Raw genomic sequence first — 20,036 nt, forward strand, 5'->3', positions numbered from 1 at the left:
TCCGGTCTCTGGATGCCCCAAGTCCCTAAGGGGCGGGCGGGCGCGATGCCAGCCCTATTCCCGTGTCAGCGCCTCCACCGGATCGAGGCGGGATGCGGCGCGCGCCGGCAAGAAGCCGAACGTCACCCCGATCACCGAGGAGGAGAGCACCGCCACCACGATGGATGTGGTGGAATAGATGAGGCTCGTATCGGGCATCGCCAGCGTCACCACCCGCCCAAGGCCGAGCGCCAGCGCGATCCCGAGGATGCCGCCCAGAAGGCAGACGAGCACCGCCTCGATCAGGAACTGCGTGACGATGTCGGCCCGCCGGGCGCCCACCGCGATGCGCACCCCGATCTCCTTCGTGCGTTCCGTCACGGAGACGAGCATGATGTTCATCACCCCCACCCCGCCCACGAAAAGCGAGATGACCGCGATCCCCGCGATCAGCAGCGTCAGCGTCTGCGTGGTGGAGGTGATCGCCTCGCGGATCGTGTCGGTGTTCGTGAGGAAGAAATCCTCCTTGCCGTGCCGCGTGGTCAGAAGCTGGGTGATCAGCGCCTCGGCGGTGTCCATCTCGAAATCGTCCGACACGCGGACCGAGATGGAGTTGACGTAATCCTGCCCCGACAGCCGCGACATTGCCGTGGTGTAGGGGATGAAGAGGTTGAGCGAGGAGCGCGGCCCGAAGCTGGTGCCCGACGCCTCCACCACGCCGACGATGCGCACGGGCACGCGGCCCATCATCACCACCTGCCCCACCGGGTCGGCCTTGTCGAAGATCGATTCCGCGCCGTCGGTGTCGATCACCGCCTCCTGCGCGTGGCGGGCGACGGCATCGGCGTCGAAGGTGCTGCCGGCGGTGGTGGTGAAGGCGCGGGCAGTGAAATATTCCTCGCCGACGCCGGTCACGCTGGCCGATACCTCGGTCGCGCCGTAGCGGATGGTCGCGCTGCTCGATACCGTGGGGGAAACGCCCGCCGCATAGGGCTGCACCGCCAGCGCGGCCGCATCCTCGGCCGTGAGCGATCGGACGCGGCTGGCGTCGCGGTTGCCAAAGCCCGAGCCGTTGCGGATGTCGATCGTGTTCGATCCGATGTTGGAGATGGAGGCCAGCACCTGCTGCTGACTGCCCGAGCCCAGCGCCACCACCGACACGACCGAGGCGATGCCGATGATGATCCCCAGCATCGTCAGAAAGCTGCGCATCCGGTGCGCCGCCATCGCCTTCAGCGCCATGACGAAGGCCTCGCGCAGCCGGTCGAGGCCCGGTGCCAGCGCCCGGCGCCCCTGCGGCGCGGTGCGGGGAACTCCCGCCACCCCGCCCCGGCTGTCGGAGATGATGCGCCCGTCCTTCATCTCCACCACCCGTTCGCACATGGCGGCGATGCCCGGATCGTGGGTGACGATGACGATGGTGTGCCCTTCGGCGTGCAGTTCCTGCAAGAGACGCATCAGTTCGGCCCCCGACGCGCTGTCGAGCGCGCCCGTGGGTTCGTCCGCAAGGATCACCTCGCCGCCGTTCATCAACGCCCGCGCGACCGAGACGCGCTGCTGCTGGCCGCCCGACAGCTCTCCGGGGCGGTGATCCAGACGTTCGCCAAGGCCGAGGCGGGTCAGGAGCGCCCGCGCCCGGTCCCGCCGGTCGGCCCGCGCCATGCCCTTATAGACGGCCGGAACCTCCACATTGCCCACCGCATCCAGATCGCCCAGAAGCTGATACCGCTGAAAGATGAAGCCGAAATGCTCGCGCCGCAATTCGGCCAGATCGTCGGGGGCCAGCGCCCCGATCTCCCGCCCCGAAAAGCGGTAGGTGCCCGCATTCGGCCGGTCGAGGAAACCGAGGATGTTCATCAGCGTCGATTTCCCCGACCCCGATTGCCCGACGATGGCCAGCATCTCGCCCGCGCCGATATCCAGATCGACATCCTTCAGCACCGCGATGCGCTGATCGCCGGCGGCGTATTCGCGGCGGATGCCGCGCAGGCTGATGAGCGGTTCCATGCCTCAGAGGCCCATCGGCCCGCGGGGACCGCCGCCGCCCGGACCGCCGCCCGGCCCGTTGCCCGTCCGCACCGCCCGCGCCAGCCCCGCCGCCGCGCCCGAGGCGAGGACGCGCTCCCCCTCCTCCAGCCCGTCCGTGATCTCGGCCACGACGTTGTTGTTCAGCCCGACTTCGATGCGGCGCGGCTCGGCGATCCCGTCCTTCAGCACCTGCACGGTGTAGCGCCCGTCGCGCCCCTTGGCGCCCAGCGCCGCCGAAGGCAGCGTCACCACGCCCTCGGCCGATTGCAGCGCGATCTGCACCTCGGCGGTCATGCCGATGCGCAGGACGCCATCCTCGTTCGTCACATCGAAGAGGCCGTTGTAATAGATCGCCTCGTCGGTGGAGATGTCGTCGCTGTCCTCGATGTCCGAAGGGGCGGGTTCGATCTGGCGCACCACCGCGTGGAAGGTCCGCTCCGGCGCGCCGAGGATGGTGAAGCTGACATTCTGCCCCGGCGCGACGCGGACCACGTCCGCCTCGGAGATCTCGGCATTGACCACCATGTTGTGCAGATCGGCCAGCTTGACGATGGTCGGCGCGGATTGGTTGGCGTTCACCGTCTGGCCTTCCTTGGTGACGATCGCCACCACCGTGCCATCCATCGGGGCGGTGATGCGCGTACGCTCCAGTTCCACCTCGGCGCTGGCGACGGCGATTTCGGCATCGTCGCGGCTGGCGCGCAGCTCGTCCACGGTGGCGGCGGCGATGGCGGCATCGGCCACGGCCTGCTCGAACGTCTCCACCGTCAGGCTGCCGACCTTGGACAGACGCTCCGACCGGGCGCGGACCTGTTCGGCCAACGTCAGGCTCGCCTCGGCCGAAGCGATCTGCGCCTCGATCCCGGCGAGCGAGGCCTTGGCCTGCGCGACCGCGTTCTCCTGATCCTGACTGTCGATCCGGGCGATCAGATCGCCCTGCCGGACCTCTTGGCCCAGCGCCACGGCCAGTTCCACCACCTCGCCCGACACCCGCGCCCCCACGCTGACGAGCGAGGAGCTTTCCACCTGCCCCGAGGCCAGCACGTTCAGCGTCACGTCCCCGCGCCGCGCGGCATAGCTTGCGGGCGGGGCTGCGTCCTCTTCCGTCCCCTTCAGCCACAGATACCCGCCCGCGCCCAGCGCGGCGATCATCACCAGCGCGGCGATCCACAGCTTGCGTGCCTTCATCCGGCCCTTCCATCCATTCCCAGGGGTCATTCTGTCCTGATACGCGCGCGCGCGCCATATCCGTCGCGGAACCCTGCGTCCGATATGGGAATTGACCCCAAGGCAACCGGACGAGGATCTGATGACCCTAGACATGCACGAGGCGCGGCGAATGCTGGCCGCGGCGGATCAAGGCGATCACACCGCGGCGGCGGGCCAGCCGCAGGACGCGCTGATCTCGGCCTTTGCGGTATCGGCGCTGGCCGAGACGCGGCCGGACCGCGCTTGGGCCGAACTGATGCGGCTTCTGGCCGCGCAATGGCCCGACGGAATGATCCCGCACCTCATCTATCACCAAGCGGGCGGTGCCTTTCCCGGCAGCGGGCTGTGGGTGACGGGGCGGCCGGTCACGACATCGGGGCTGACGGCGCTGCCGATCCTTGGGACGGTGCTGCGGCGGCTGCACGGGCAAGCGCCCGATCCGGCCCTCGCCCGCGCGGCGCTGACCGTGATCGACCGCTGGCACGGCTGGTTCGGCACCCACCGCGATCCGCACGGCACCGGCCTTGCCGCCATCATCCATCCGTGGGAATCCGCGCGCCCCGCCGCGGCCGATTGGGATGCCGCCTTCGCCCGCGTTCCGGTCGAAGGCGTGGAAGCCTATCTTCCCGCCGGGGCCGGCCCCGAACAAGCGCGCGCGGTCTGGCTGATCGAACGCTTCCGCTCGCTTGGATGGGAAACGACGGAACTGCACGACACCTCCCCCTTCTGCGTCGTCGATCCGGGGCTGAACGCCGTGCTGATCCGCAGTTGCGACGATCTTGCCGCCCTTGCCGAAGAGTTGAACCAACCGGAGATCGCCGAGGGCAACCGCACCATCGCCGCTCGCGCCCGAGAGGCGATGACCGATCTGGCCCAAGGCGGGCGCTATGCCCCGCTGGACCGGATCACGGGGCAGCTGATCGACAGCCGCTCGGCCGGGACGGTCCTTCCGGGCTGGGCGGGCCTGCCGGTCGGCGCCGATCATCACGGCCCGGTGGAGCCGTGGGCGGCGGATCTGCTGGGCCTCTCGCCGCCGCAGGGGGAGGATCTTCTGACCGCCGCCGTGATCGCGGGAGGGTTCCACCGCGCCGACGCCCCGGCCGGGAAAACCGTCTGAACGCGCGCCGGGGGGCTTTTCTTTGCGGCCCGCAGGCAACACATTCGGGCCAGACGCCGCAACCACGGAGCATCCGCATGGCCATCCGCATCAACGACATCGCCCCCGATTTCACGGCCGAGTCCACCGCTGGGCCGATCCGCTTCCATGACTGGATGGGCGACGGCTATGCCATCATCTTCAGCCATCCGCGCGATTTCACCCCCGTCTGCACGACCGAATTCAGCGCAGTCGCCCAATTGGCCGGCGAATTCGCCAAGCGCAACACCAAGGTGATCGGCGTGTCCGTGGACACGGTGGACGAACATGCCAAATGGAAGAAGGACATCGAGGCCGTCGCCGCCAGCCCGGCCGATTTCCCGATCATCGACGACACCTCGCTTGCGGTGTCCAAGGCCTATGACATGCTTCCGGCCGAATACTATGCCCCCACCGAAGGGCGCACGCCCGCCCATACCGCGACGGTGCGGACGGTCTATCTGGTCGGCCCCGACCGCAAGGTGCGCCTGACGCTGTCCTATCCGATGTCGGTCGGGCGCAACTTCGCCGAGATCCTGCGCGCCCTCGATGCCGTGCAGGCGACCGACGGCGTGCCGATCGCGACCCCGGCCAACTGGATGCCCGGTCAGGACGTGATCGTCGCGCTGAGCCTGAACGACGAGCAGGCCCGCGAACGCTTCGGCGATCTGGACATCAAGCTGCCCTATCTGCGCTTCGCACGCCAACCCTGAGGGGTCTTGCAACGCCGCACGGGCTGGAGCAGGCTCCGCCGCATATGCGTGGAGGAGCCCATGACCGCACTGTTTCCAGCCAAGACCTACCCGGTCCTGCCCGTGAAGGGCGAGACCGGGACCTACCCCATCGCCCGCATCTTCTGCGTCGGGCAGAACTATGCCGATCACGCCATCGAAATGGGATCGGCCGTCGATCAGGAAGCGCCGTTCTTCTTCATGAAGGACGCGCAATCCTATGTGCCCAGCGGCGCGACCCTGCCGATCGCCCCCGGGACCGAGAACCTGCATTACGAGATGGAATTGTATCTCGTGCTGGGTGCGCCGCTGTTCCGCGCCAGCCCGGATGAGGCCGAGGCCGCGATCTGGGGCTATGGCTGCGCGCTCGACATGACGCGCCGCGATCTGCAGGGTGAGGCGAAGAAGAAGGGCCGCCCGTGGGATTTCGGCAAGAACTTCGAGCAGTCGGCCGTGATGGGCCCGGTGACGCGCGCCGCCGATCTCGGCCCCGTCGCCGATCAGCGCATCTGGCTGCGCCTTGATGGAGAGGTCCGTCAGGACAGCACGTTGGCCCATATGGCCCGCGGCCCGGCGGAGCTTCTGTCCTACCTCTCGCGGTTCTATCACCTCGAACCGGGCGATGTGGTGATGACCGGCACGCCCGCCGGCATCGGCCCCGTGGCCGAAGGCAGCCATATCGAAGGCGGCATCGACGGGCTGGAGGGCGTGAGCCTGCGCTATACCGCCGCCGAGTGACGCGATCCGGCACCGCTTCCTTGCGCTGCGGTGCCGAAACGCATAGCTGGATGGACACCTTGCGTATCCGGAGCCGCGATGACCATCCACCTGCACAAGACCGACCTGCCCGATGGGCTGACGCTTGGCCCCGTCGTGGCCATCGACACCGAGACGATGGGCCTCGATCCGCGCCGCGACCGGCTGTGCGTGGTTCAGCTGTCCTCGGGCGACGGCGATGCGCATCTGGTGCAGATCGCGCGTGGCCAGACCCGCGCGCCGAACCTCGAACGTCTGCTGACCGACCCGGATGTGGTGAAGCTGTTCCATTACGGGCGCTTCGACATTGCCGCGCTGCAAAACGCCTTCGGGGTGGCGACCGCGCCGGTCTGGTGCACCAAGATCGCCTCCAAGCTGATCCGCACCTTCACCGACCGTCACGGCCTGAAATACCTTCTGGCCGAACTCGTCGGGGTGGATGTGTCCAAGCAGCAGCAGACCTCCGACTGGGGCGCCGAGGAGTTGAGCCAAGCGCAGATGGATTACGCCGCATCGGACGTGCTCTATCTGCACGCGCTGAAGGCGGAGCTGGAGACGCGCCTGACGCGCGAAGGCCGCGCCGAGCTGGCGCAGCGCTGCTTCGATTTCCTGCCGACGCGGGCGCAGCTGGACCTGATGGGATGGGACGAGCCGAATGACATCTTCCACCACTGACTACCTTGCCACCGCCCGCCGTGTGATCGGCATCGAGGCCGAGGCGCTGACGCTGCTGGGTGCGGCGCTGGACGACAGCTTTGCCGATGCGGTGGAACTGATCCTTGGCGCGCGGGGCCGCGTGATCGTGTCCGGCATGGGCAAATCGGGGCATGTGGCACGCAAGATCGCCGCCACCCTCGCCTCCACCGGCACGCCGGCGCAGTTCGTCCACCCGGCCGAGGCGAGCCATGGCGATCTGGGCATGGTCACCGCCGAGGATGTGGCGCTGGTCCTGTCCAACTCCGGCGAAACGCCGGAACTGGCGGATCTCGTGGCGCATACGCGGCGCTTTTCGATCCCGCTGATCGGCATCGCCTCGCGCCCCGATTCGACGCTGCTGCGGCAGGCGGATGTGGCGCTGGTGCTGCCCGCCGCCGCCGAGGCCTGCGGCACGGGCGTGGTGCCCACCACCTCCACCACCATGACGCTGGCCTTGGGCGATGCGCTGGCCGTCGCCCTGATGGAGCATCGGCAGTTCACCCCCGAACATTTCCGCGTCTTCCATCCCGGCGGCAAGCTGGGCGCGCGGCTGGCCCGCGTGTCGGACCTGATGCATGACGAACTGCCCTTGGTGCCGGTCGACATGCCCATGTCCGAGGCGCTTCTGGTCATGAGCGGCAAGGGTTTCGGCGTTCTGGGCGTTACCGAAGAGGATCGTTTGGTCGGCATCATCACCGACGGCGACCTTCGCCGCCACATGGCCGGGCTGCTGACCCACACCACCGGCGAGGTGATGACCCGCGGCCCCCGCACCATCACCCCCGAGGCGCTGGCCGAAAAGGCCGTCGCCGTGATGCAGGACCGCAAGATCACCGCCCTCTTCGTGGTGGAACAGGAACGGCCCGTCGGCCTGATCCAGATTCACGACTGCCTGCGCGCAGGGGTGGCCTGACATGGGGCGCGGCGACCGGCATACGCGGCTGGTGGCACTTCTGAAGATCGTGCTGCCGCTCGTGGCGCTGGTGCTGCTGTCGACCATCTTCCTCGTGTCGCGCACGATCGACCCGGACGCCGCGATCCCCTATGCCACGATCGACGTGACGGGCCGCGCGATGGACCCGCGCATGACCGCGCCGCACTGGTCGGGCGTGACGGGGGACGGGGCGAGCCTCGACATCACCGCCGCCGAGGCGCGCACCCCCACCGCGACCGAACCCGCCGTCGCCACCGCCCTGCGCGCCATGCTGAAGACGCCCGACGGCGTGACGACGGAAATCGCGGCCGCCCGCGGCGCCGTCGATCCCGCCGCGGGCCGCATCGACCTGAGCGAGAACGCCCGCCTGCAGAATTCCATCGGGTATGACGTGCGGATGCCCGAACTGACGACCTATCTCGACCGGACCGAGGTGATCGGACGCGGCCCCGTGACAGCGCAGGCCCCGATGGGCCAACTGACCGCCGGCGGCATGACGCTGACCGCCGGCGCGGACGAAAATTACCGGCTGGACTTCACGAACGGGGTCAAGCTGATATACACCCCGACCCGTTGACCCCAGAACGCCCGAGGACATGATGCTGAAACCGCTGCTGCTTCTGGCCGTTCTGGGAATGCCCCTGACCGCGATGGCGCAAGACGCCCGGATCGACTTCGGCGGCCTGTCGCAGGACACCTCGGCCCCGGTTTCGGTCGATGCCGACAGCCTCTCGGTCGATCAGGCCACGGGCCAGGCCCTGTTCGAGGGCAATGTCCGTGTGGGCCAAGGCACGATGCGGCTCGCCGCCGACCGCGTGACCGTCCGCTATGGAGAGAGCGAGGGCGAGATCAGCGCCCTCGAGGCCGCCGGCAATGTCACGCTGAGCAATGGCGATGTCGCCGCCGAGGCGCAGGAAGCGACCTACACCATCGGTTCGGGCGTGGTGGAGATGCGCGGCGATGTGCTGCTTACCCAAGGGCGCAGCACCATCGCCGGGCAATCGCTGCGCATCGATCTGCAATCGGGCACCGGCACCGTGCAGGGCCGCGTGCAGACGCTGTTCCAGCCGGGACAGGGCGAATGAGCGACACCGGCCTTTCCGTCCGCAACCTGCGCAAGAATTACAAGCGGCGCACGGTGATCCGCGATGTCAGCCTCGATCTGGGGCGCGGCGAGGTGGTGGCGCTTCTGGGGCCGAACGGGTCGGGCAAGACGACCTGCTTCTACTCCATCGCCGGGCTCGTCACCCCCGAAGGCGGGCAGGTGATGATCGACGGGCGCGACGTGACGGCGTTGCCGATGTACCGCCGGGCGCTGATGGGCATCGGCTATCTTCCGCAAGAGGTGTCGATCTTTCGCGGCCTGTCGGTCGAGGACAACATCCTCGCCGTTCTGGAAATCCGCGAGCCCGACCGCCACCGCCGCCGCGAGCGGCTGGAGGAACTCCTGTCGGAATTCTCCATCACGCATATCCGCCGGTCCGCCGCGCTGGCCCTGTCGGGCGGGGAACGGCGCCGGGTGGAGATCGCGCGCTGCCTTGCCGCGGACCCGTCCTATGTGCTGCTGGACGAACCCTTCGCCGGTGTCGATCCCATCGCCGTGGGCGATATCCGGTCGCTGGTGCAGGATCTGACGCGCCGCCGCATCGGGGTGCTGATCACCGATCACAACGTCCGCGAAACGCTGGGCATCGTGGACCGCGCCTATATCCTGCATGACGGCACGATCCTGAAATCGGGCACGACCGAGGACATCGTGGCCGACGACATGGTCCGTCAGGTCTATCTCGGCGACAGCTTCACCCTTGGATAGGTCCGGGCGCGCTATTTTGCCGTCCCCCGCACTGCGCACTGGATTTCGATGCGCACATGCCCATCATTAGAAGATGGGCCCTTTGCGGTCCGCATGCTTGAAGGAGGACGACCATGCGTTACCAGATCAGCGGGAAACAGATCGACATCGGCGAAGCTCTGCAGACCCATGTCCGATCCGAGCTGAACGAGATGATCGAGAAGTATGCTCAGCGTCCGACCGACGCGATGATCATCTTTTCGCGGATTGCGCATGAATACACCTGCGAGGTCGTCATCCATTTGTCCACCGGTCTGAACATTTCGGCCAAGGCCCGCGCCTCGGAAATCTATGCCACATTCGAGGCCGCGCGCGAGAAAATGGACAAGCAGGTCCGCCGCTACAAACGCCGTCTGCGCGACCACCACCGCGAGCGGACGACGCCGGTTGAATTCGGGGGCGCATCCTCTTATATCCTTGCGCCATCCGAGGAGGCCGACGAGGCCGAGGATCAAGCATGGCAGCCGATGATCATCGCCGAGACCGAGGCCCGCGTGCCCGCGATCACGGTGGGTGAGGCCGTCATGCAGCTGGAACTTGGGGGGCAGCAGATGCTTGTCTTCCGCAACGAAGGACATGGGGGCGTGAACGTCGTCTATCGCCGCGATGACGGCAATATCGGCTGGATCGACCCGCGCAACACAAAGTGATGGCCCCGCCGGGCCGGAGATCGCATGGAATTGACGAAGATCCTCGCGCCTGGCGCGGTCCGCGTGATCGGGCATATCTCGAGCAAGAAGCGCCTGTTTCAGGATCTGGGCGAGATGGCCGCCGCGGCCTACGGCATCGGGGCCGCGGGCGCGATCGACGGGCTTCAGGAACGTGAAAGCCTTGGACCGACCGGCGTGGGGCATGGCATCGCCCTGCCCCATGCCCGCCTGCACAACCTTCCGGCCATTCAGGGCGTGTTCGTCCGGCTGGAAAAGCCGCTAGACTACGACAGCGTGGACCGCCAGCCGGTGGATCTGATCTTCGCCCTCTTCGCGCCCAAGGATTCGGGCGTCGATCACCTCAAGGCGCTGGCGCTGGTGTCGCGCACGATGCGCGATCAGCAGATCTGCCAGAAGCTGCGCGCCAATTCCGATCCCGCCAAACTGCACGCCATCCTGACCGAGGCCCGCGGCTCGCAGGCGGCCTGATCAGTCGAACCCGAAAAGGTCGTAATCGCGCGCATAGGCGTCGCGCGCGGCGGCCTTCACGGTGTCATCCACGATCTCCTCCAGCGCAAAGAGCGGCGGATCGCCGGCGGGCGGAAGGTCCGCCTGCGGCAATCCGTGACGGCGCCCGAGGAAGGCGAGCCCTTCGGCCAGATCATCCTCGCGCAGGATCAGATCGGGGCTGCGGAAGCGGGCGAACCCTTCGATCAGCGCCGCTTGGCTGGCCAGCCGCGCGCTGACCTTCAGGTTCGTCTGCCCGCCGAGATAGGCCTTCAGGAACCGCAGGAAGCACAGGAAGGCCGTGCGGTAATCCTCGGCGGTGTTGCGGCGGCGGGGCATCTGCATGCCATAGACGCGCTTCAGAACGCCCACGACTTCGGGCATCTCGCGGGTCAGCACCTCGCGTTCGAACAGGGCATGGGCGCGCACGAGGGGATGGCGTAGCACCGTGAAGGCCTGCCAGCCCGGCTGCCCCCGGCCCCAGTCGCGCAGGGTGCGGCGGTCGGCCTCGGCCAGCACCCCCCGCGAAACCTGATCGAGCCATGCCGTCACCTGCGCCTCCGGCCCGCCCCGCATCGGCATGAACAGGAGCGGCGCCTCGCGCCCGGCGATATAGGTGGTGGCGACGGCGCCGCGGCGCGGCTCGAAGGTCGGCACCTTGGAGAGCGAGAAGCGGTCGATGCGCGCCAGCGCCTCCTCCACCGCCTCGGGATTCTCCAGCTTTTGCCAGATCGGTTCGGGGTTCTGCTTCTTCAGCTTGTCATCGACCGCCTCCAGCCGACCCTCGATGCCGAGGAACCCCGCAAGGCCGTTCAGCACCTCCACATCCTGCAGATCGTCGTAATCGATGTGGAAGGCCGCCTGCCCCGTCACCTGAAGCCGCCGCTGCACATGGTCGTAGAACTCCGCCAGACCGTCCAGATGGCGGACGAACTCCGCCGGATCGAAACGCACCTTGGCGCTGCGCAGGGCGCGGATGTTGGTCAGCCGCCATTGCCCCGTTTCCCGCGCGATCAGAAGCGAGACATAACTGTCGAGCGGATTGCGCGTCAGCACGATCTTGGCGCAGGTCGGATCGTCCAGCACCGCCGCGATCACCCGCGGGTCATGGTCGTGGAACAGCCGGAAACCGGGCATCCCCTCGGTCTGCAGGCGCATCCGCTCGAGGAAGGCCAGCGGGTCGGCATCGCGCTCGGCCAGCGTCGTGTCCAGCAGCGTGTCTTGATTGAGCTTGCCCATGAAGCCGGGGTTGAACACCTCGCCATAGCTGGTGATGCCGGGAAAGGCGTTCAGGCTCGCCTCGAGAAAGTTGGAGCCGGTCCGCATCGCCGCGAACATCACAAAGCTTCTATACGTCACGTCGCGTCACCAAGTGGGGCCGACTGTAGCGGGCGTCGGGGTGAAAATTGTCCGAGGCGGGATAATCGCCCATCACCATGGGCTGCATCCCTTGGTTGCGCAACTCCTGCAGGAAGCGGCCGAAGCCGTGCAGATCCACCATCGGCGGGATCTCGACCACGCGGGGGCGCAGACGGGGGGCGATGTCTTCGACCACGGTCTGAAGCGCCTCCACGGGGTTGTCGAGGAAATCGGCCAGCGTCCAGACCCGCACCTGCGCCTTCAGCCAATGCACCTGCAACAGTTCCAGCAGCGCCATCTCCACGCGCTGCAGCCGCGCCGCCTCGCGCCGGATATCGTCGAAGGGCAGCCCGGAATGATAGAGGCCAAGCGCCCACGCCCCCGTCACGATGGAGATATGGGCGTTCAGATCGGCCGCCATGAACGAGTTCAGCCCCTGATTGTCGTTCGGGCCAAGCTGGAAGCACTGCCGCTCGCCGCGGGTGTTCCAGATCAGGCTCGTCAGGAAGCTCTTGGCGTCGTAGTCGCGCAGGCGTGGGCTGTCGGAAAGCCCGCCCTGAAAGATCGTCTCGCCGCCCGCGAACTGCACCTTGTCGGGGGCGAAGAGATGGCCATGCACCCGCGCGCCGGTCATCCGCGCCAGCCAGTCCGGGAAATCGGGCATGACATCGGCGAAACCCTGCAGCACCGAATAGGGGGCGGCGGTCTTTCCATTCTCGAAGTTATCGACCGGAAAGCGGCTTTGCATATAGAGGCCGGGACGGCCGCGCACGCGCCGCTCGGTCGCGGCGGTGAAGAGACGGTCGATGCGGCCAGGGTTCGGCTCGGCCTTGGCGCGCTGGCGGGCCTCGGGCGACAGGAACGCGGCATAGAGTTCGTCCGCATGGGCCCAGATCTTGCGTGCCACGAAACAATCCGACCGGCGCAAAAGCGGCAGGTGATCGTCGTAGAAGATGTGCGGGCGGCCCTGATAGTCGAACTTGAACAGCGTCAGCGACCGGCTTTCGATCCGGGTGGCATAGCGCCGCGCAAGGGTCTGGAAATAACTTTCGTCCGGAATCCAGACCTGCCGGAAATAGCGGTCGTGCATCGCCCGGTCCGGGCTTTCGAGGATGGCCGTCAGGGTCGCCCGGCTGAGGCACCACCACTGGCTTCCCAGATGCGGCACCAGCCCCGCCGGAATGCGGCGGCGCAGATGCAGGCGGCGCTGCAACCGCACCATCCGGTCGAACAGCTTGCGGTTGCGCCGCCACGAGAACGGGAAATACAGCTGGAACCGCTCGATATCGAGGCCGCCGATCGTCCAGCCGACCTCTTCGGTCGTGACCGATTCGATGAAATCGACATCCGGGCGGTCCCGCAGATAGGCCACGAGATCGGCCGCCGGCCGCAAGGGCAGGCACGCGCCCGAGATCAGGAACACATGCCCGGCCTTCGGAAACTCGCGCAGCAGCAGCGAGGCCGCATCCTGCGTGGCGGCCACGAGGTTCCAACCGCCCCATTCGCAGCGATAGCGGGGCGAGAATTTCACCATCCGCCGCAGATCCGCCAGATCCTGCCGCATCTTGCGCATCGCGCGTTTCTTCACGCGGGCATCCACATGGATCACCACCGGGCAGCCCTGTTGCGCCCAGTAGCGGGCCACCTGCGCCGCCCGGTCCAGCGCGGTGTGACACAGCATGACGAAGCCGGTGGTCACGCCCAGTTCCCCTTCGACATCAGGCCCAGAATTTCAAGCTGGCGCCAGTTTACATATTGCTCGCTCCAACGCGACCACAGCACGAGCTCATGCTCCATCCGGTCGCGATAGGCCATGTATTCGCGGCTCTGCGCGTAATGCTCGCCGCGCTGCAATTCCTCCTCGGCCTTGCCGCCGAAGGTGTCGAGGAACTTGGCATGCAGCAGACAGCCCGACACCTGTTCCCCGCCCCAGCGGTCGTAGGTCGCGTTCAGCCCGCGCGGCAGCAGCATATGGGTGGAACTGATATAGGCGTAGTTGCGGTGCCAGCGCACCAGCGGCACCTTGTTCAGCGCCGGGGCCGCGCGCGGGCGGTCGGCAAAGAAGACCCGGCTGCGCGGCCCGCCCTGAATCCAGAGGTTGCCATAGGTCTCGTTCCGGCTGATCTGGTAATTGCCCGCGTCGAACCATTGCGCGATCTCGAACGGGTCCTGCCCTTCGCGGTAGGTGGCCGCGCCGATCGCCTCGCGCGGGTACATGTCGATCAGCATCGCCGAGAGCGAGCGGATCGAACAACTGGCCATCCAATCGGTCAGCGCATCGAGGGGCCGCCGGTCGCAGAACGGATAGACGAGGAATTCGTCCGGATCGACCGTCAGCGCCCAATGTCCATGCGCATAGCGGCGCAAAAGGCCGTTCAGCCAGTCTATCCCGAACCCGGCCTGCCGGTAGCTGGCCGTCGTCGTCCAGACCGAGGTGTCGGATTGCCGCGCAAGATAGTCGCGCGATCCATCGGTGCTGCCATTGTCCACGAACAGGAAATGCCCGACGCCCATCTTGCGATAATAGTCGAGGAAATAGGGCAGACGGATACGCTCGTTGCGCAGGGTGCAGAACAGCAGGATATCGTCGGAGCGGATGCGCCCCGTGCGGTCGGCCACCACCCGAAGATCCCCGGCCCGCCGACGCGCCCGCCAGAGGCGCTGCTTGCGCAGAAGCCGCAGCCGGTATTGCTGTTTCAGACCCAAGGATCCCCCATCCGCATCTCCCCCTCAGGGATCACGCAAGATCGCCGCCGTATCAAGCGGATATCGCCCGGAACGCTCAGATCCAGCCGCCCCGCGACATAAGGCCCAACGCCTCGAGGTGCCGCCAGCCGCGCAACTGCTGCGCATGGGGATGCCAAAGGTCGGGATCGGCGGCCACCGCGTCGTAATAGCCGTCATAGAGGCGACCGTCGAAGAAATGCTCCCCCCGGCCCTTTTCCTCGGTGGCGCGGGCAGGGGCGGTGTTCAGAAACTTGGTGTGCAGCAAAAGGCCCGAAGGGGCCTCGCCCCCCGCCTCGTCATAGACGCGGTTCAGGGCGCGCGGCAGCGCCGAATGGGTGGAGTTGCTGTAGACATAGCCCCGCCGCCACAGGATCAGCGGCACCTTGTTCAGCGTCGGCCCGCGGCGGGGATCGTCCAGCAGGGCGCGGCTGCGCGGGCCGCCCTGTATCCAAAAATTGCGCATCCGGGGCTGGATCTTCCACGAGTAATTCCCGTGATCGAACCAGCACAGCCGCTCCGTCGGGTCCTGCCCCGGCACATGCACCGCCGAGGAGAGGGGCCCCTTGGGATAGAGATCCAGCATCATCGCCGGAAAGGCGCGCCGCCCCTGCCCCTCCAGCCAGCCCGTCAGGGCGTGCAGATCGCGGCTCTGCCAATAGGGATAGATCAGCAGTTCATCGGCATCGAGGGTAAGGCACCAATGCCCATGCCCGTAGCGGGTCTGAAGCCAGCTTGTCCAATCGACGCCGAACCGCGCCGCCTTGTAGCCGCCCTGCACCGACCAGAGCGAGACATCGGGCTGCTGAGCCAGATACGCGGCGCTGCCATCGTCGCTGCCATTGTCCACGATCAGGAAATGACGAACGCCAAGGGCGCGGGTATGCGCGAGGAAATGCGGAAGACGCTCGGCTTCGTTCCGAATGCAGGAAAAGCAGAGGATATCGCCGGGGCGGATGGCGGCGGTGCGGTCCTGCCGGGGCGTCAGGGCCCTGCGGGCCTGCCATGCCCGCCACAGAAGCCGGCGCCGCCGCACGCCAAGGCCCCAGACGACCCGCAACTCTGCGGCGGATCGGCCGGGGGGGCGCAGCTCTCCGATGCCGGCGGGCGGTGCCGGAGGGCTGCGCCGCATGGCTCAGGTCGTGATCTTGCCGGAAGCCACCATGTCGGTGAGGAAGCTGCTGAACTCCTCCCGCAGGTCGTCGCGTGCAAGGCCGTAGGCCACGGTGGCCTGCAGGAAGCCCGCCTTGGAACCGCAGTCATAGCGCTGCCCGCTGAAGCGGAAGCCATAGACGTTGTTGGAGGCGGTGATTTCCTTGGCGATGGCGTCGGTCAGCTGGATCTCGCCGCCGGCACCCGTCTCTTTCTTGTCCAGCGTCTCCAGAACCTGCGGCGTCAGGATGTAGCGGCCGATCACGGCAAGGTTCGAGGGCGGGTTGCTCTTGGGCTTTTCGACCATCCCGCGAACGCGGACGGTGGAGCCCATGTCCTCGGAGATGTCGAGGATGCCGTAGGAGCTGGTCTTTTCGGTCGGCACTTCCATCGCGGCGACGATGTTGCCGCCGGTCTGCTCGTAGGCTTCGACCATCTGGGCAAGGCAGGGCGTGTCGCCGGCGATCACGTCGTCGGGCAGCATGACGGCGAAGGGCTCGTCGCCGATCAGGCGGCGTGCGCACCAGACGGCATGACCAAGGCCCAGCGCACGGTGCTGGCGGACATAGGCGATGCGGCCGTCATCCATGTTGGTCTGACGCAGGATCTCCAGAAGCTCGGTCTTGTTCGACGCTTCGAGCGAGGCCTGCAGCGTGGGCGAGACGTCGAAGTAATCCTCCAGCGCGGTCTTGCCGCGCGAGGTGACGAAGATGAACTCTTCGATCCCCGCCGCCCGAGCCTCGTCGATGGCGTATTGGATCAGCGGGCGGTCGACGAGAGAGAGGATCTCCTTGGGGACGGACTTGGTTGCAGGAAGAAAGCGCGTTCCCATACCGGCGACGGGGAAAACGGCTTTCGTGACCTTCTTGATGCTCATGACTCTCACTTTTTTGCGTGGCAGGACGCGGGATTGTGATTGACGGATAAAAATCGTGACTTTGCAAGCCTGCTCCACCCCTCAACGGGGGGAGTTTAGCCTATCAGATGAATCCTTCAACCTGTCACGCACGGTTCGGGTGGGCGTCCTCGGCAAGAATCGCCTCGATCCGGGGCACGTCCTCGGGGTTGTTCAACTCCCAGAACTTGCGGCCCTTCGCCTGAACCTCGACGCAGAGCACATGGCGACCGTTTTCGAGGAAACGCAGCTGCTCCAGCCCTTCGAGCGTTTCCAGCGGGCCGACATCCCACGAGGGATAGGCCGCCAGCGCCTCGGGGCGGTAGGCATAGACGCCGACATGGTGGAAGACGGGCGTTTGCGCATCCTCCGCATGGGATTGGCCGGTGTAGGGGATCACTTCCTTGGAGAAGTAGAGCCCCCGGCCCCCCGCGCCGAACACCGCTGTGGTGCCGCCGACGCGGCCCGCCCGGCGGTCGGCCAGAAGCGCGTTCAGCGTCGCCCCGTCGCAGCGCAGCACCGGGGTCGCGATCTCGGCATCCGGGGCGGCGCGCAGGCCCTTCACCAGATCCTCCACGAACCATGCCGGGGTCAGCGGCGCGTCCCCTTGCAAGTTCACGATGATCTCGTGGCCGGAAAGCGCCGCGGCCACTTCGGCGCAGCGTTCGGTGCCGTTGCGGCATTCGACCGAGGTCATGACCACCTCGGCGCCGAACCCCTCGGCATGGCTGCGGATGCGTTCGTCGTCGGTGGCGACGACGACGCGGTCCACCCCCGAGACGGACATTGCCGCATCCCAACTGCGGCGGATCAGGCTGCGCGGTTCCCCATCGGGGCCGCGCAGCGCCACGAGCGGCTTGCCGGGATAGCGGGTGGAGGCATAGCGGGCAGGAATGACGACGAGAACGGACATCAGCGCAGATCCACTCCCGGAGCATGGGCGATGAAGAAGGGATTGGCCCAGCCGGCCTTGCCATAGGCCAGCGGCTGACGATCCTCGAAGCCGATGACATGGCCGCCCGCGCCGCGCAGAACCGCGTCGCCCGCCGCCGTATCCCATTCCATCGTGCGGCCGAGGCGCGGATAGAGATCCGCCTCCCCCGTCGCCACGAGGCAGAACTTCAGGCTGGACCCGGCGCTCGTCATGTCGCGCACCTCGTAGCGGCCGATATAGTCGTCCGTCGCCTGATCGCGGTGCGATTTGGAGGCGACCACGATCAGCGCGTCATTGTCCGGGGTCGAGACCTTCAGGGGCAGCACGTCGCCGGGCACGTCCTTGTGCAGGGCGCCCGTCTCCTCCACCGCGGTGCCGTCGGGCAGCGTGTAGAACAGCCGCCCCTTGGCCGGGGCGAAGACGACGCCGCGGACCGGCACGCCATCCTCGACATAGGCGATGTTCACGGTGAAATCGCCGCGGCGCTGCACGAATTCCTTCGTGCCGTCCAGCGGATCGACGATCAGGAACGTGGAGGCGGTCAGCGCGTGGCTGTCGGCCTGCTCCTCGGTGATCAGGGTCATGTCGGGGAACGCCTCGCGCAGGCCGGCGGCGATCAGCGCGTCGGCGGCCTCATCGGCGGCGGTCACCGGGCTGTCGTCGGATTTGGCGCGTACGTCGAAATCGGGCGCTTCGTAGATCTCCATGATCCGGTCGCCCGCCTCGAGGGCCAGCCGGCGCATGACGGCGATCATCCTGTCGAAATCCATCGCGAGTCTCCTCATGATATGCGGTGGCAAGAGCATTGCCGTTCGATGCGTTCCCCCTTATCCTCGTTGCGTTACCGGACGGCAAGGCGTCATTCCGCCCGCCCCGAGGGAGAGACCGCCCATGACCGCCAACCCCCTGTTCCGACCCGTCCAGCGCCGCGGCTTCTTCAGCCGGGCCTTCCGCTTCGGCGAGGTCGTGTACCACGCTTCGGTCCGCAATGCGCGCAAAGGCAGCGGCAATGCCGTGATGGCGCTGATGATGAACATGGTTCAGGCCTGCATGATGGTCGCGATCTTCTATGTCATGATGTCGGTGCTGGGGCTGCGCGGCGCGGCGGTGCGCGGCGATTTCATGCTCTATGTGATGTCGGGGATCTTCATGTTCCTGACGCATACCAAGACGGTGGGCGCGATCAGCGGCGCGGACGGGCCGACTTCGGCGATGATGCAGCACGCGCCGATGAACCCGATCATCGCGATCAGCGCCGCCGCGATCGGCACGCTCTATACGCAGGTCTTCACGCTTCTGACGATCCTCTTCATCTACCACGCGCTAATCAATCCGATCACCATCTTCGATCCGGTGGGGTTCGCCGGGATGTTCCTGATGGCATGGGGCCTTGGCGTCGCGGTGGGGATGATCTTCATGGCGGCCCGCCCTTGGGCCCCGAAGCTGGTGGGGATCCTCACGCTCCTCTATCAACGGGCGAACATGATCGCCTCGGGGAAGATGTTCCTCGCCAACACCCTGCCCGCCGCGATGCTGGCGCTGTTCGATTGGAACCCGCTGTTCCACATCATCGACCAAGGGCGCGGCTACATGTTCCTGAACTACCATCCGCACAATTCCTCGCTCAGCTATCCGATCAAGGTGATGACCGTCTGCTTCGCCATCGGGCTGATGTGGGAGTTCTACACCCGCAAACATGCCTCCTCGTCGTGGGGGGCGCGCGACTGATCTTGCATCGCGGTGCGCCTTCGGCTATATGAGCAGCAATAGCGGCGCGTCGGGGTCCAAACCCGGGGCTCCACCGGATGAACATGCGGGCCGCTCGGCCCGCTTTTTTGTTTCTGGAATCCCCAATGACCGACCTCATCGCAAAGACCGCCATCGACCGGCGCCTCGCCGAGATCGTGACCCCGACGATCGAGGGCCTCGGCTTCGAGCTGGTTCGCATCCGTCTGATGGGCGGCCGAACCCGCGTCCTTCAGATCATGGCCGACCGCCCCGAGGGCGGGATCGAGGTCGAGGATTGCGCGACCATCTCCACCGCCGTCTCGGCCGTTCTCGACGTGGAGGACCCGATCGAGGACAATTACGTGCTCGAAGTCTCCTCCCCCGGGATCGACCGGCCGCTGACGCGGCTGAAGGACTTCGACATGTGGACCGATTACGAGGCCCGCCTCGAGACGACGGAGCTGATCGACGGGCGCCGCCGCTTCAAGGGCTTCCTGCGCGGCACCGAAGGCAGCGAGGTTCTGATCGAGATCGAGGAGGGTGGCGACATCCTGACCATCGGTCTTGAATTCGAATGGCTGTCGGATGCCAAGCTGATCCTGACCGACGATCTGATCGCCGAGATGCTGCGCCAGAAGAAGGCCAGCGGCGCGTTCGACGAATCGGCCTTCGACGAGGTTCAGACCTCCGATTCCGACACGGACGAGGACGACGACGCCCTCGACACCCCCGCAACCAAGCACTGACCTTTCGAAAGGCCGAATGCC

The 20,036-nt window shown here is 66.8% G+C and carries 21 protein-coding genes; 12 read left to right on the plus strand and 9 right to left on the minus strand.

All coding sequences use genetic code 11. The annotated features are described in order from the left end of the window. Positions 1-54 precede the first annotated feature (54 nt). The gene (locus GR316_RS06970; RefSeq protein ID WP_211783247.1) at positions 55-1,986 is read right to left on the minus strand and encodes a MacB family efflux pump subunit; all 1,932 of its coding nucleotides are present in this window, start codon (positions 1,984-1,986) and stop codon (positions 55-57) included. A 3-nt stretch (positions 1,987-1,989) separates the two neighbouring features. Then, the gene (locus GR316_RS06975) at positions 1,990-3,195 is read right to left on the minus strand and encodes an efflux RND transporter periplasmic adaptor subunit (RefSeq protein ID WP_211783248.1); all 1,206 of its coding nucleotides are present in this window, start codon (positions 3,193-3,195) and stop codon (positions 1,990-1,992) included. 121 nt (positions 3,196-3,316) lie between these two features. Between GR316_RS06975 and GR316_RS06980 the strand changes: the two genes are divergently transcribed. The 10 genes from GR316_RS06980 (at position 3,317) to GR316_RS07025 (ending at position 10,459) form a co-directional block, all read left to right on the plus strand. Then, complete coding sequence (locus tag GR316_RS06980) at positions 3,317-4,333, plus strand: MGH1-like glycoside hydrolase domain-containing protein (RefSeq protein ID WP_211783249.1); 1,017 nt, start codon at positions 3,317-3,319, stop codon at positions 4,331-4,333. A 77-nt stretch (positions 4,334-4,410) separates the two neighbouring features. Next, the gene (locus GR316_RS06985; RefSeq protein WP_211783250.1) at positions 4,411-5,064 is read left to right on the plus strand and encodes a peroxiredoxin; all 654 of its coding nucleotides are present in this window, start codon (positions 4,411-4,413) and stop codon (positions 5,062-5,064) included. A gap of 60 nt (positions 5,065-5,124) precedes the next feature. After that, entirely contained in the window at positions 5,125-5,820 is a 696-nt protein-coding gene (locus GR316_RS06990; RefSeq protein ID WP_211783251.1) for a fumarylacetoacetate hydrolase family protein, read from the plus strand. Between the two features lie 78 nt (positions 5,821-5,898). Then, positions 5,899-6,513 (plus strand): ribonuclease D, encoded by a 615-nt coding sequence (locus GR316_RS06995; RefSeq protein WP_211783252.1) that lies wholly within the window; start codon positions 5,899-5,901, stop codon positions 6,511-6,513. Further along, positions 6,494-7,447 (plus strand): KpsF/GutQ family sugar-phosphate isomerase, encoded by a 954-nt coding sequence (locus tag GR316_RS07000; protein ID WP_211783253.1) that lies wholly within the window; start codon positions 6,494-6,496, stop codon positions 7,445-7,447. The genes GR316_RS06995 and GR316_RS07000 overlap by 20 nt, the downstream gene beginning before the upstream one ends. A gap of 1 nt (position 7,448) precedes the next feature. After that, complete coding sequence (gene lptC / locus GR316_RS07005) at positions 7,449-8,045, plus strand: LPS export ABC transporter periplasmic protein LptC (RefSeq protein WP_211783254.1); 597 nt, start codon at positions 7,449-7,451, stop codon at positions 8,043-8,045. A 19-nt stretch (positions 8,046-8,064) separates the two neighbouring features. Further along, positions 8,065-8,553 (plus strand): lipopolysaccharide transport periplasmic protein LptA, encoded by a 489-nt coding sequence (gene lptA, locus GR316_RS07010; RefSeq protein WP_313796241.1) that lies wholly within the window; start codon positions 8,065-8,067, stop codon positions 8,551-8,553. Further along, positions 8,550-9,281, plus strand: coding sequence for an LPS export ABC transporter ATP-binding protein (lptB, locus tag GR316_RS07015; protein ID WP_211783255.1), 732 nt, complete (start codon positions 8,550-8,552; stop codon positions 9,279-9,281). The genes lptA and lptB overlap by 4 nt, the downstream gene beginning before the upstream one ends. Positions 9,282-9,394: 113 nt before the next feature. Continuing rightward, the gene (gene hpf, locus GR316_RS07020; protein ID WP_211783256.1) at positions 9,395-9,970 is read left to right on the plus strand and encodes a ribosome hibernation-promoting factor, HPF/YfiA family; all 576 of its coding nucleotides are present in this window, start codon (positions 9,395-9,397) and stop codon (positions 9,968-9,970) included. A 24-nt stretch (positions 9,971-9,994) separates the two neighbouring features. After that, positions 9,995-10,459 (plus strand): PTS sugar transporter subunit IIA, encoded by a 465-nt coding sequence (locus tag GR316_RS07025; protein ID WP_211783257.1) that lies wholly within the window; start codon positions 9,995-9,997, stop codon positions 10,457-10,459. Here the strand turns inward: GR316_RS07025 and GR316_RS07030 are convergent, their stop codons facing one another. From GR316_RS07030 to cysQ, 7 genes are all read right to left on the minus strand, one after another. Continuing rightward, positions 10,460-11,815 (minus strand): nodulation protein NodH, encoded by a 1,356-nt coding sequence (locus tag GR316_RS07030; RefSeq protein ID WP_211783258.1) that lies wholly within the window; start codon positions 11,813-11,815, stop codon positions 10,460-10,462. Between the two features lie 10 nt (positions 11,816-11,825). Continuing rightward, positions 11,826-13,535, minus strand: coding sequence for a DUF5927 domain-containing protein (locus tag GR316_RS07035; RefSeq protein WP_211783259.1), 1,710 nt, complete (start codon positions 13,533-13,535; stop codon positions 11,826-11,828). Next, positions 13,532-14,542 carry a glycosyltransferase family 2 protein gene (locus GR316_RS07040; protein WP_211783260.1) on the minus strand — a complete coding sequence of 337 codons (1,011 nt, stop codon included), beginning with the start codon at positions 14,540-14,542 and terminating at the stop codon, positions 13,532-13,534. Before GR316_RS07040 ends, GR316_RS07035 begins: the two co-directional genes overlap by 4 nt. A 76-nt stretch (positions 14,543-14,618) precedes the next feature. Beyond that, on the minus strand, positions 14,619-15,692 hold the full coding sequence (locus GR316_RS07045; protein WP_211783261.1) for a glycosyltransferase family 2 protein: 1,074 nt from the start codon (positions 15,690-15,692) through the stop codon (positions 14,619-14,621). Positions 15,693-15,695: 3 nt separating this feature from the next. Continuing rightward, on the minus strand, positions 15,696-16,589 hold the full coding sequence (gene galU, locus GR316_RS07050; RefSeq protein WP_211783262.1) for a UTP--glucose-1-phosphate uridylyltransferase GalU: 894 nt from the start codon (positions 16,587-16,589) through the stop codon (positions 15,696-15,698). Between the two features lie 124 nt (positions 16,590-16,713). Further along, on the minus strand, positions 16,714-17,520 hold the full coding sequence (locus GR316_RS07055) for a 3-deoxy-manno-octulosonate cytidylyltransferase (protein WP_211783263.1): 807 nt from the start codon (positions 17,518-17,520) through the stop codon (positions 16,714-16,716). Then, positions 17,520-18,311, minus strand: coding sequence for a 3'(2'),5'-bisphosphate nucleotidase CysQ (gene cysQ, locus GR316_RS07060; RefSeq protein WP_211783264.1), 792 nt, complete (start codon positions 18,309-18,311; stop codon positions 17,520-17,522). The genes GR316_RS07055 and cysQ overlap by 1 nt, the downstream gene beginning before the upstream one ends. Positions 18,312-18,432: 121 nt before the next feature. Between cysQ and GR316_RS07065 the strand changes: the two genes are divergently transcribed. Both GR316_RS07065 and rimP read left to right on the plus strand, forming a co-directional pair. Further along, positions 18,433-19,269, plus strand: coding sequence for an ABC transporter permease (locus tag GR316_RS07065; protein WP_249218720.1), 837 nt, complete (start codon positions 18,433-18,435; stop codon positions 19,267-19,269). A 125-nt stretch (positions 19,270-19,394) separates the two neighbouring features. Beyond that, the gene (rimP, locus tag GR316_RS07070; RefSeq protein ID WP_211783265.1) at positions 19,395-20,015 is read left to right on the plus strand and encodes a ribosome maturation factor RimP; all 621 of its coding nucleotides are present in this window, start codon (positions 19,395-19,397) and stop codon (positions 20,013-20,015) included. Positions 20,016-20,036 lie beyond the last annotated feature (21 nt).

Source organism: Falsirhodobacter algicola, from assembly GCF_018279165.1.
Taxonomy (GTDB): domain Bacteria; phylum Pseudomonadota; class Alphaproteobacteria; order Rhodobacterales; family Rhodobacteraceae; genus Falsirhodobacter; species Falsirhodobacter algicola.

Excerpts from the sequence above, each read along its gene's own strand:
- GR316_RS06970 (WP_211783247.1), bottom strand. The coding sequence starts at position 1,986 with ATGGAACCGCTCATCAGCCTGCGCGGCATCCGCCGCGAATACGCCGCC.
- GR316_RS06975 (WP_211783248.1), bottom strand. The coding sequence starts at position 3,195 with ATGAAGGCACGCAAGCTGTGGATCGCCGCGCTGGTGATGATCGCCGCG.
- GR316_RS06980 (WP_211783249.1), top strand. The coding sequence starts at position 3,317 with ATGACCCTAGACATGCACGAGGCGCGGCGAATGCTGGCCGCGGCGGAT.
- GR316_RS06985 (WP_211783250.1), top strand. The coding sequence starts at position 4,411 with ATGGCCATCCGCATCAACGACATCGCCCCCGATTTCACGGCCGAGTCC.
- GR316_RS06990 (WP_211783251.1), top strand. The coding sequence starts at position 5,125 with ATGACCGCACTGTTTCCAGCCAAGACCTACCCGGTCCTGCCCGTGAAG.
- GR316_RS06995 (WP_211783252.1), top strand. The coding sequence starts at position 5,899 with ATGACCATCCACCTGCACAAGACCGACCTGCCCGATGGGCTGACGCTT.
- GR316_RS07000 (WP_211783253.1), top strand. The coding sequence starts at position 6,494 with ATGACATCTTCCACCACTGACTACCTTGCCACCGCCCGCCGTGTGATC.
- lptC (WP_211783254.1), top strand. The coding sequence starts at position 7,449 with ATGGGGCGCGGCGACCGGCATACGCGGCTGGTGGCACTTCTGAAGATC.
- lptA (WP_313796241.1), top strand. The coding sequence starts at position 8,065 with ATGATGCTGAAACCGCTGCTGCTTCTGGCCGTTCTGGGAATGCCCCTG.
- lptB (WP_211783255.1), top strand. The coding sequence starts at position 8,550 with ATGAGCGACACCGGCCTTTCCGTCCGCAACCTGCGCAAGAATTACAAG.
- hpf (WP_211783256.1), top strand. The coding sequence starts at position 9,395 with ATGCGTTACCAGATCAGCGGGAAACAGATCGACATCGGCGAAGCTCTG.
- GR316_RS07025 (WP_211783257.1), top strand. The coding sequence starts at position 9,995 with ATGGAATTGACGAAGATCCTCGCGCCTGGCGCGGTCCGCGTGATCGGG.
- GR316_RS07030 (WP_211783258.1), bottom strand. The coding sequence starts at position 11,815 with ATGTTCGCGGCGATGCGGACCGGCTCCAACTTTCTCGAGGCGAGCCTG.
- GR316_RS07045 (WP_211783261.1), bottom strand. The coding sequence starts at position 15,692 with ATGCGGCGCAGCCCTCCGGCACCGCCCGCCGGCATCGGAGAGCTGCGC.
- galU (WP_211783262.1), bottom strand. The coding sequence starts at position 16,589 with ATGAGCATCAAGAAGGTCACGAAAGCCGTTTTCCCCGTCGCCGGTATG.
- GR316_RS07055 (WP_211783263.1), bottom strand. The coding sequence starts at position 17,520 with ATGTCCGTTCTCGTCGTCATTCCTGCCCGCTATGCCTCCACCCGCTAT.
- cysQ (WP_211783264.1), bottom strand. The coding sequence starts at position 18,311 with ATGGATTTCGACAGGATGATCGCCGTCATGCGCCGGCTGGCCCTCGAG.
- GR316_RS07065 (WP_249218720.1), top strand. The coding sequence starts at position 18,433 with ATGACCGCCAACCCCCTGTTCCGACCCGTCCAGCGCCGCGGCTTCTTC.
- rimP (WP_211783265.1), top strand. The coding sequence starts at position 19,395 with ATGACCGACCTCATCGCAAAGACCGCCATCGACCGGCGCCTCGCCGAG.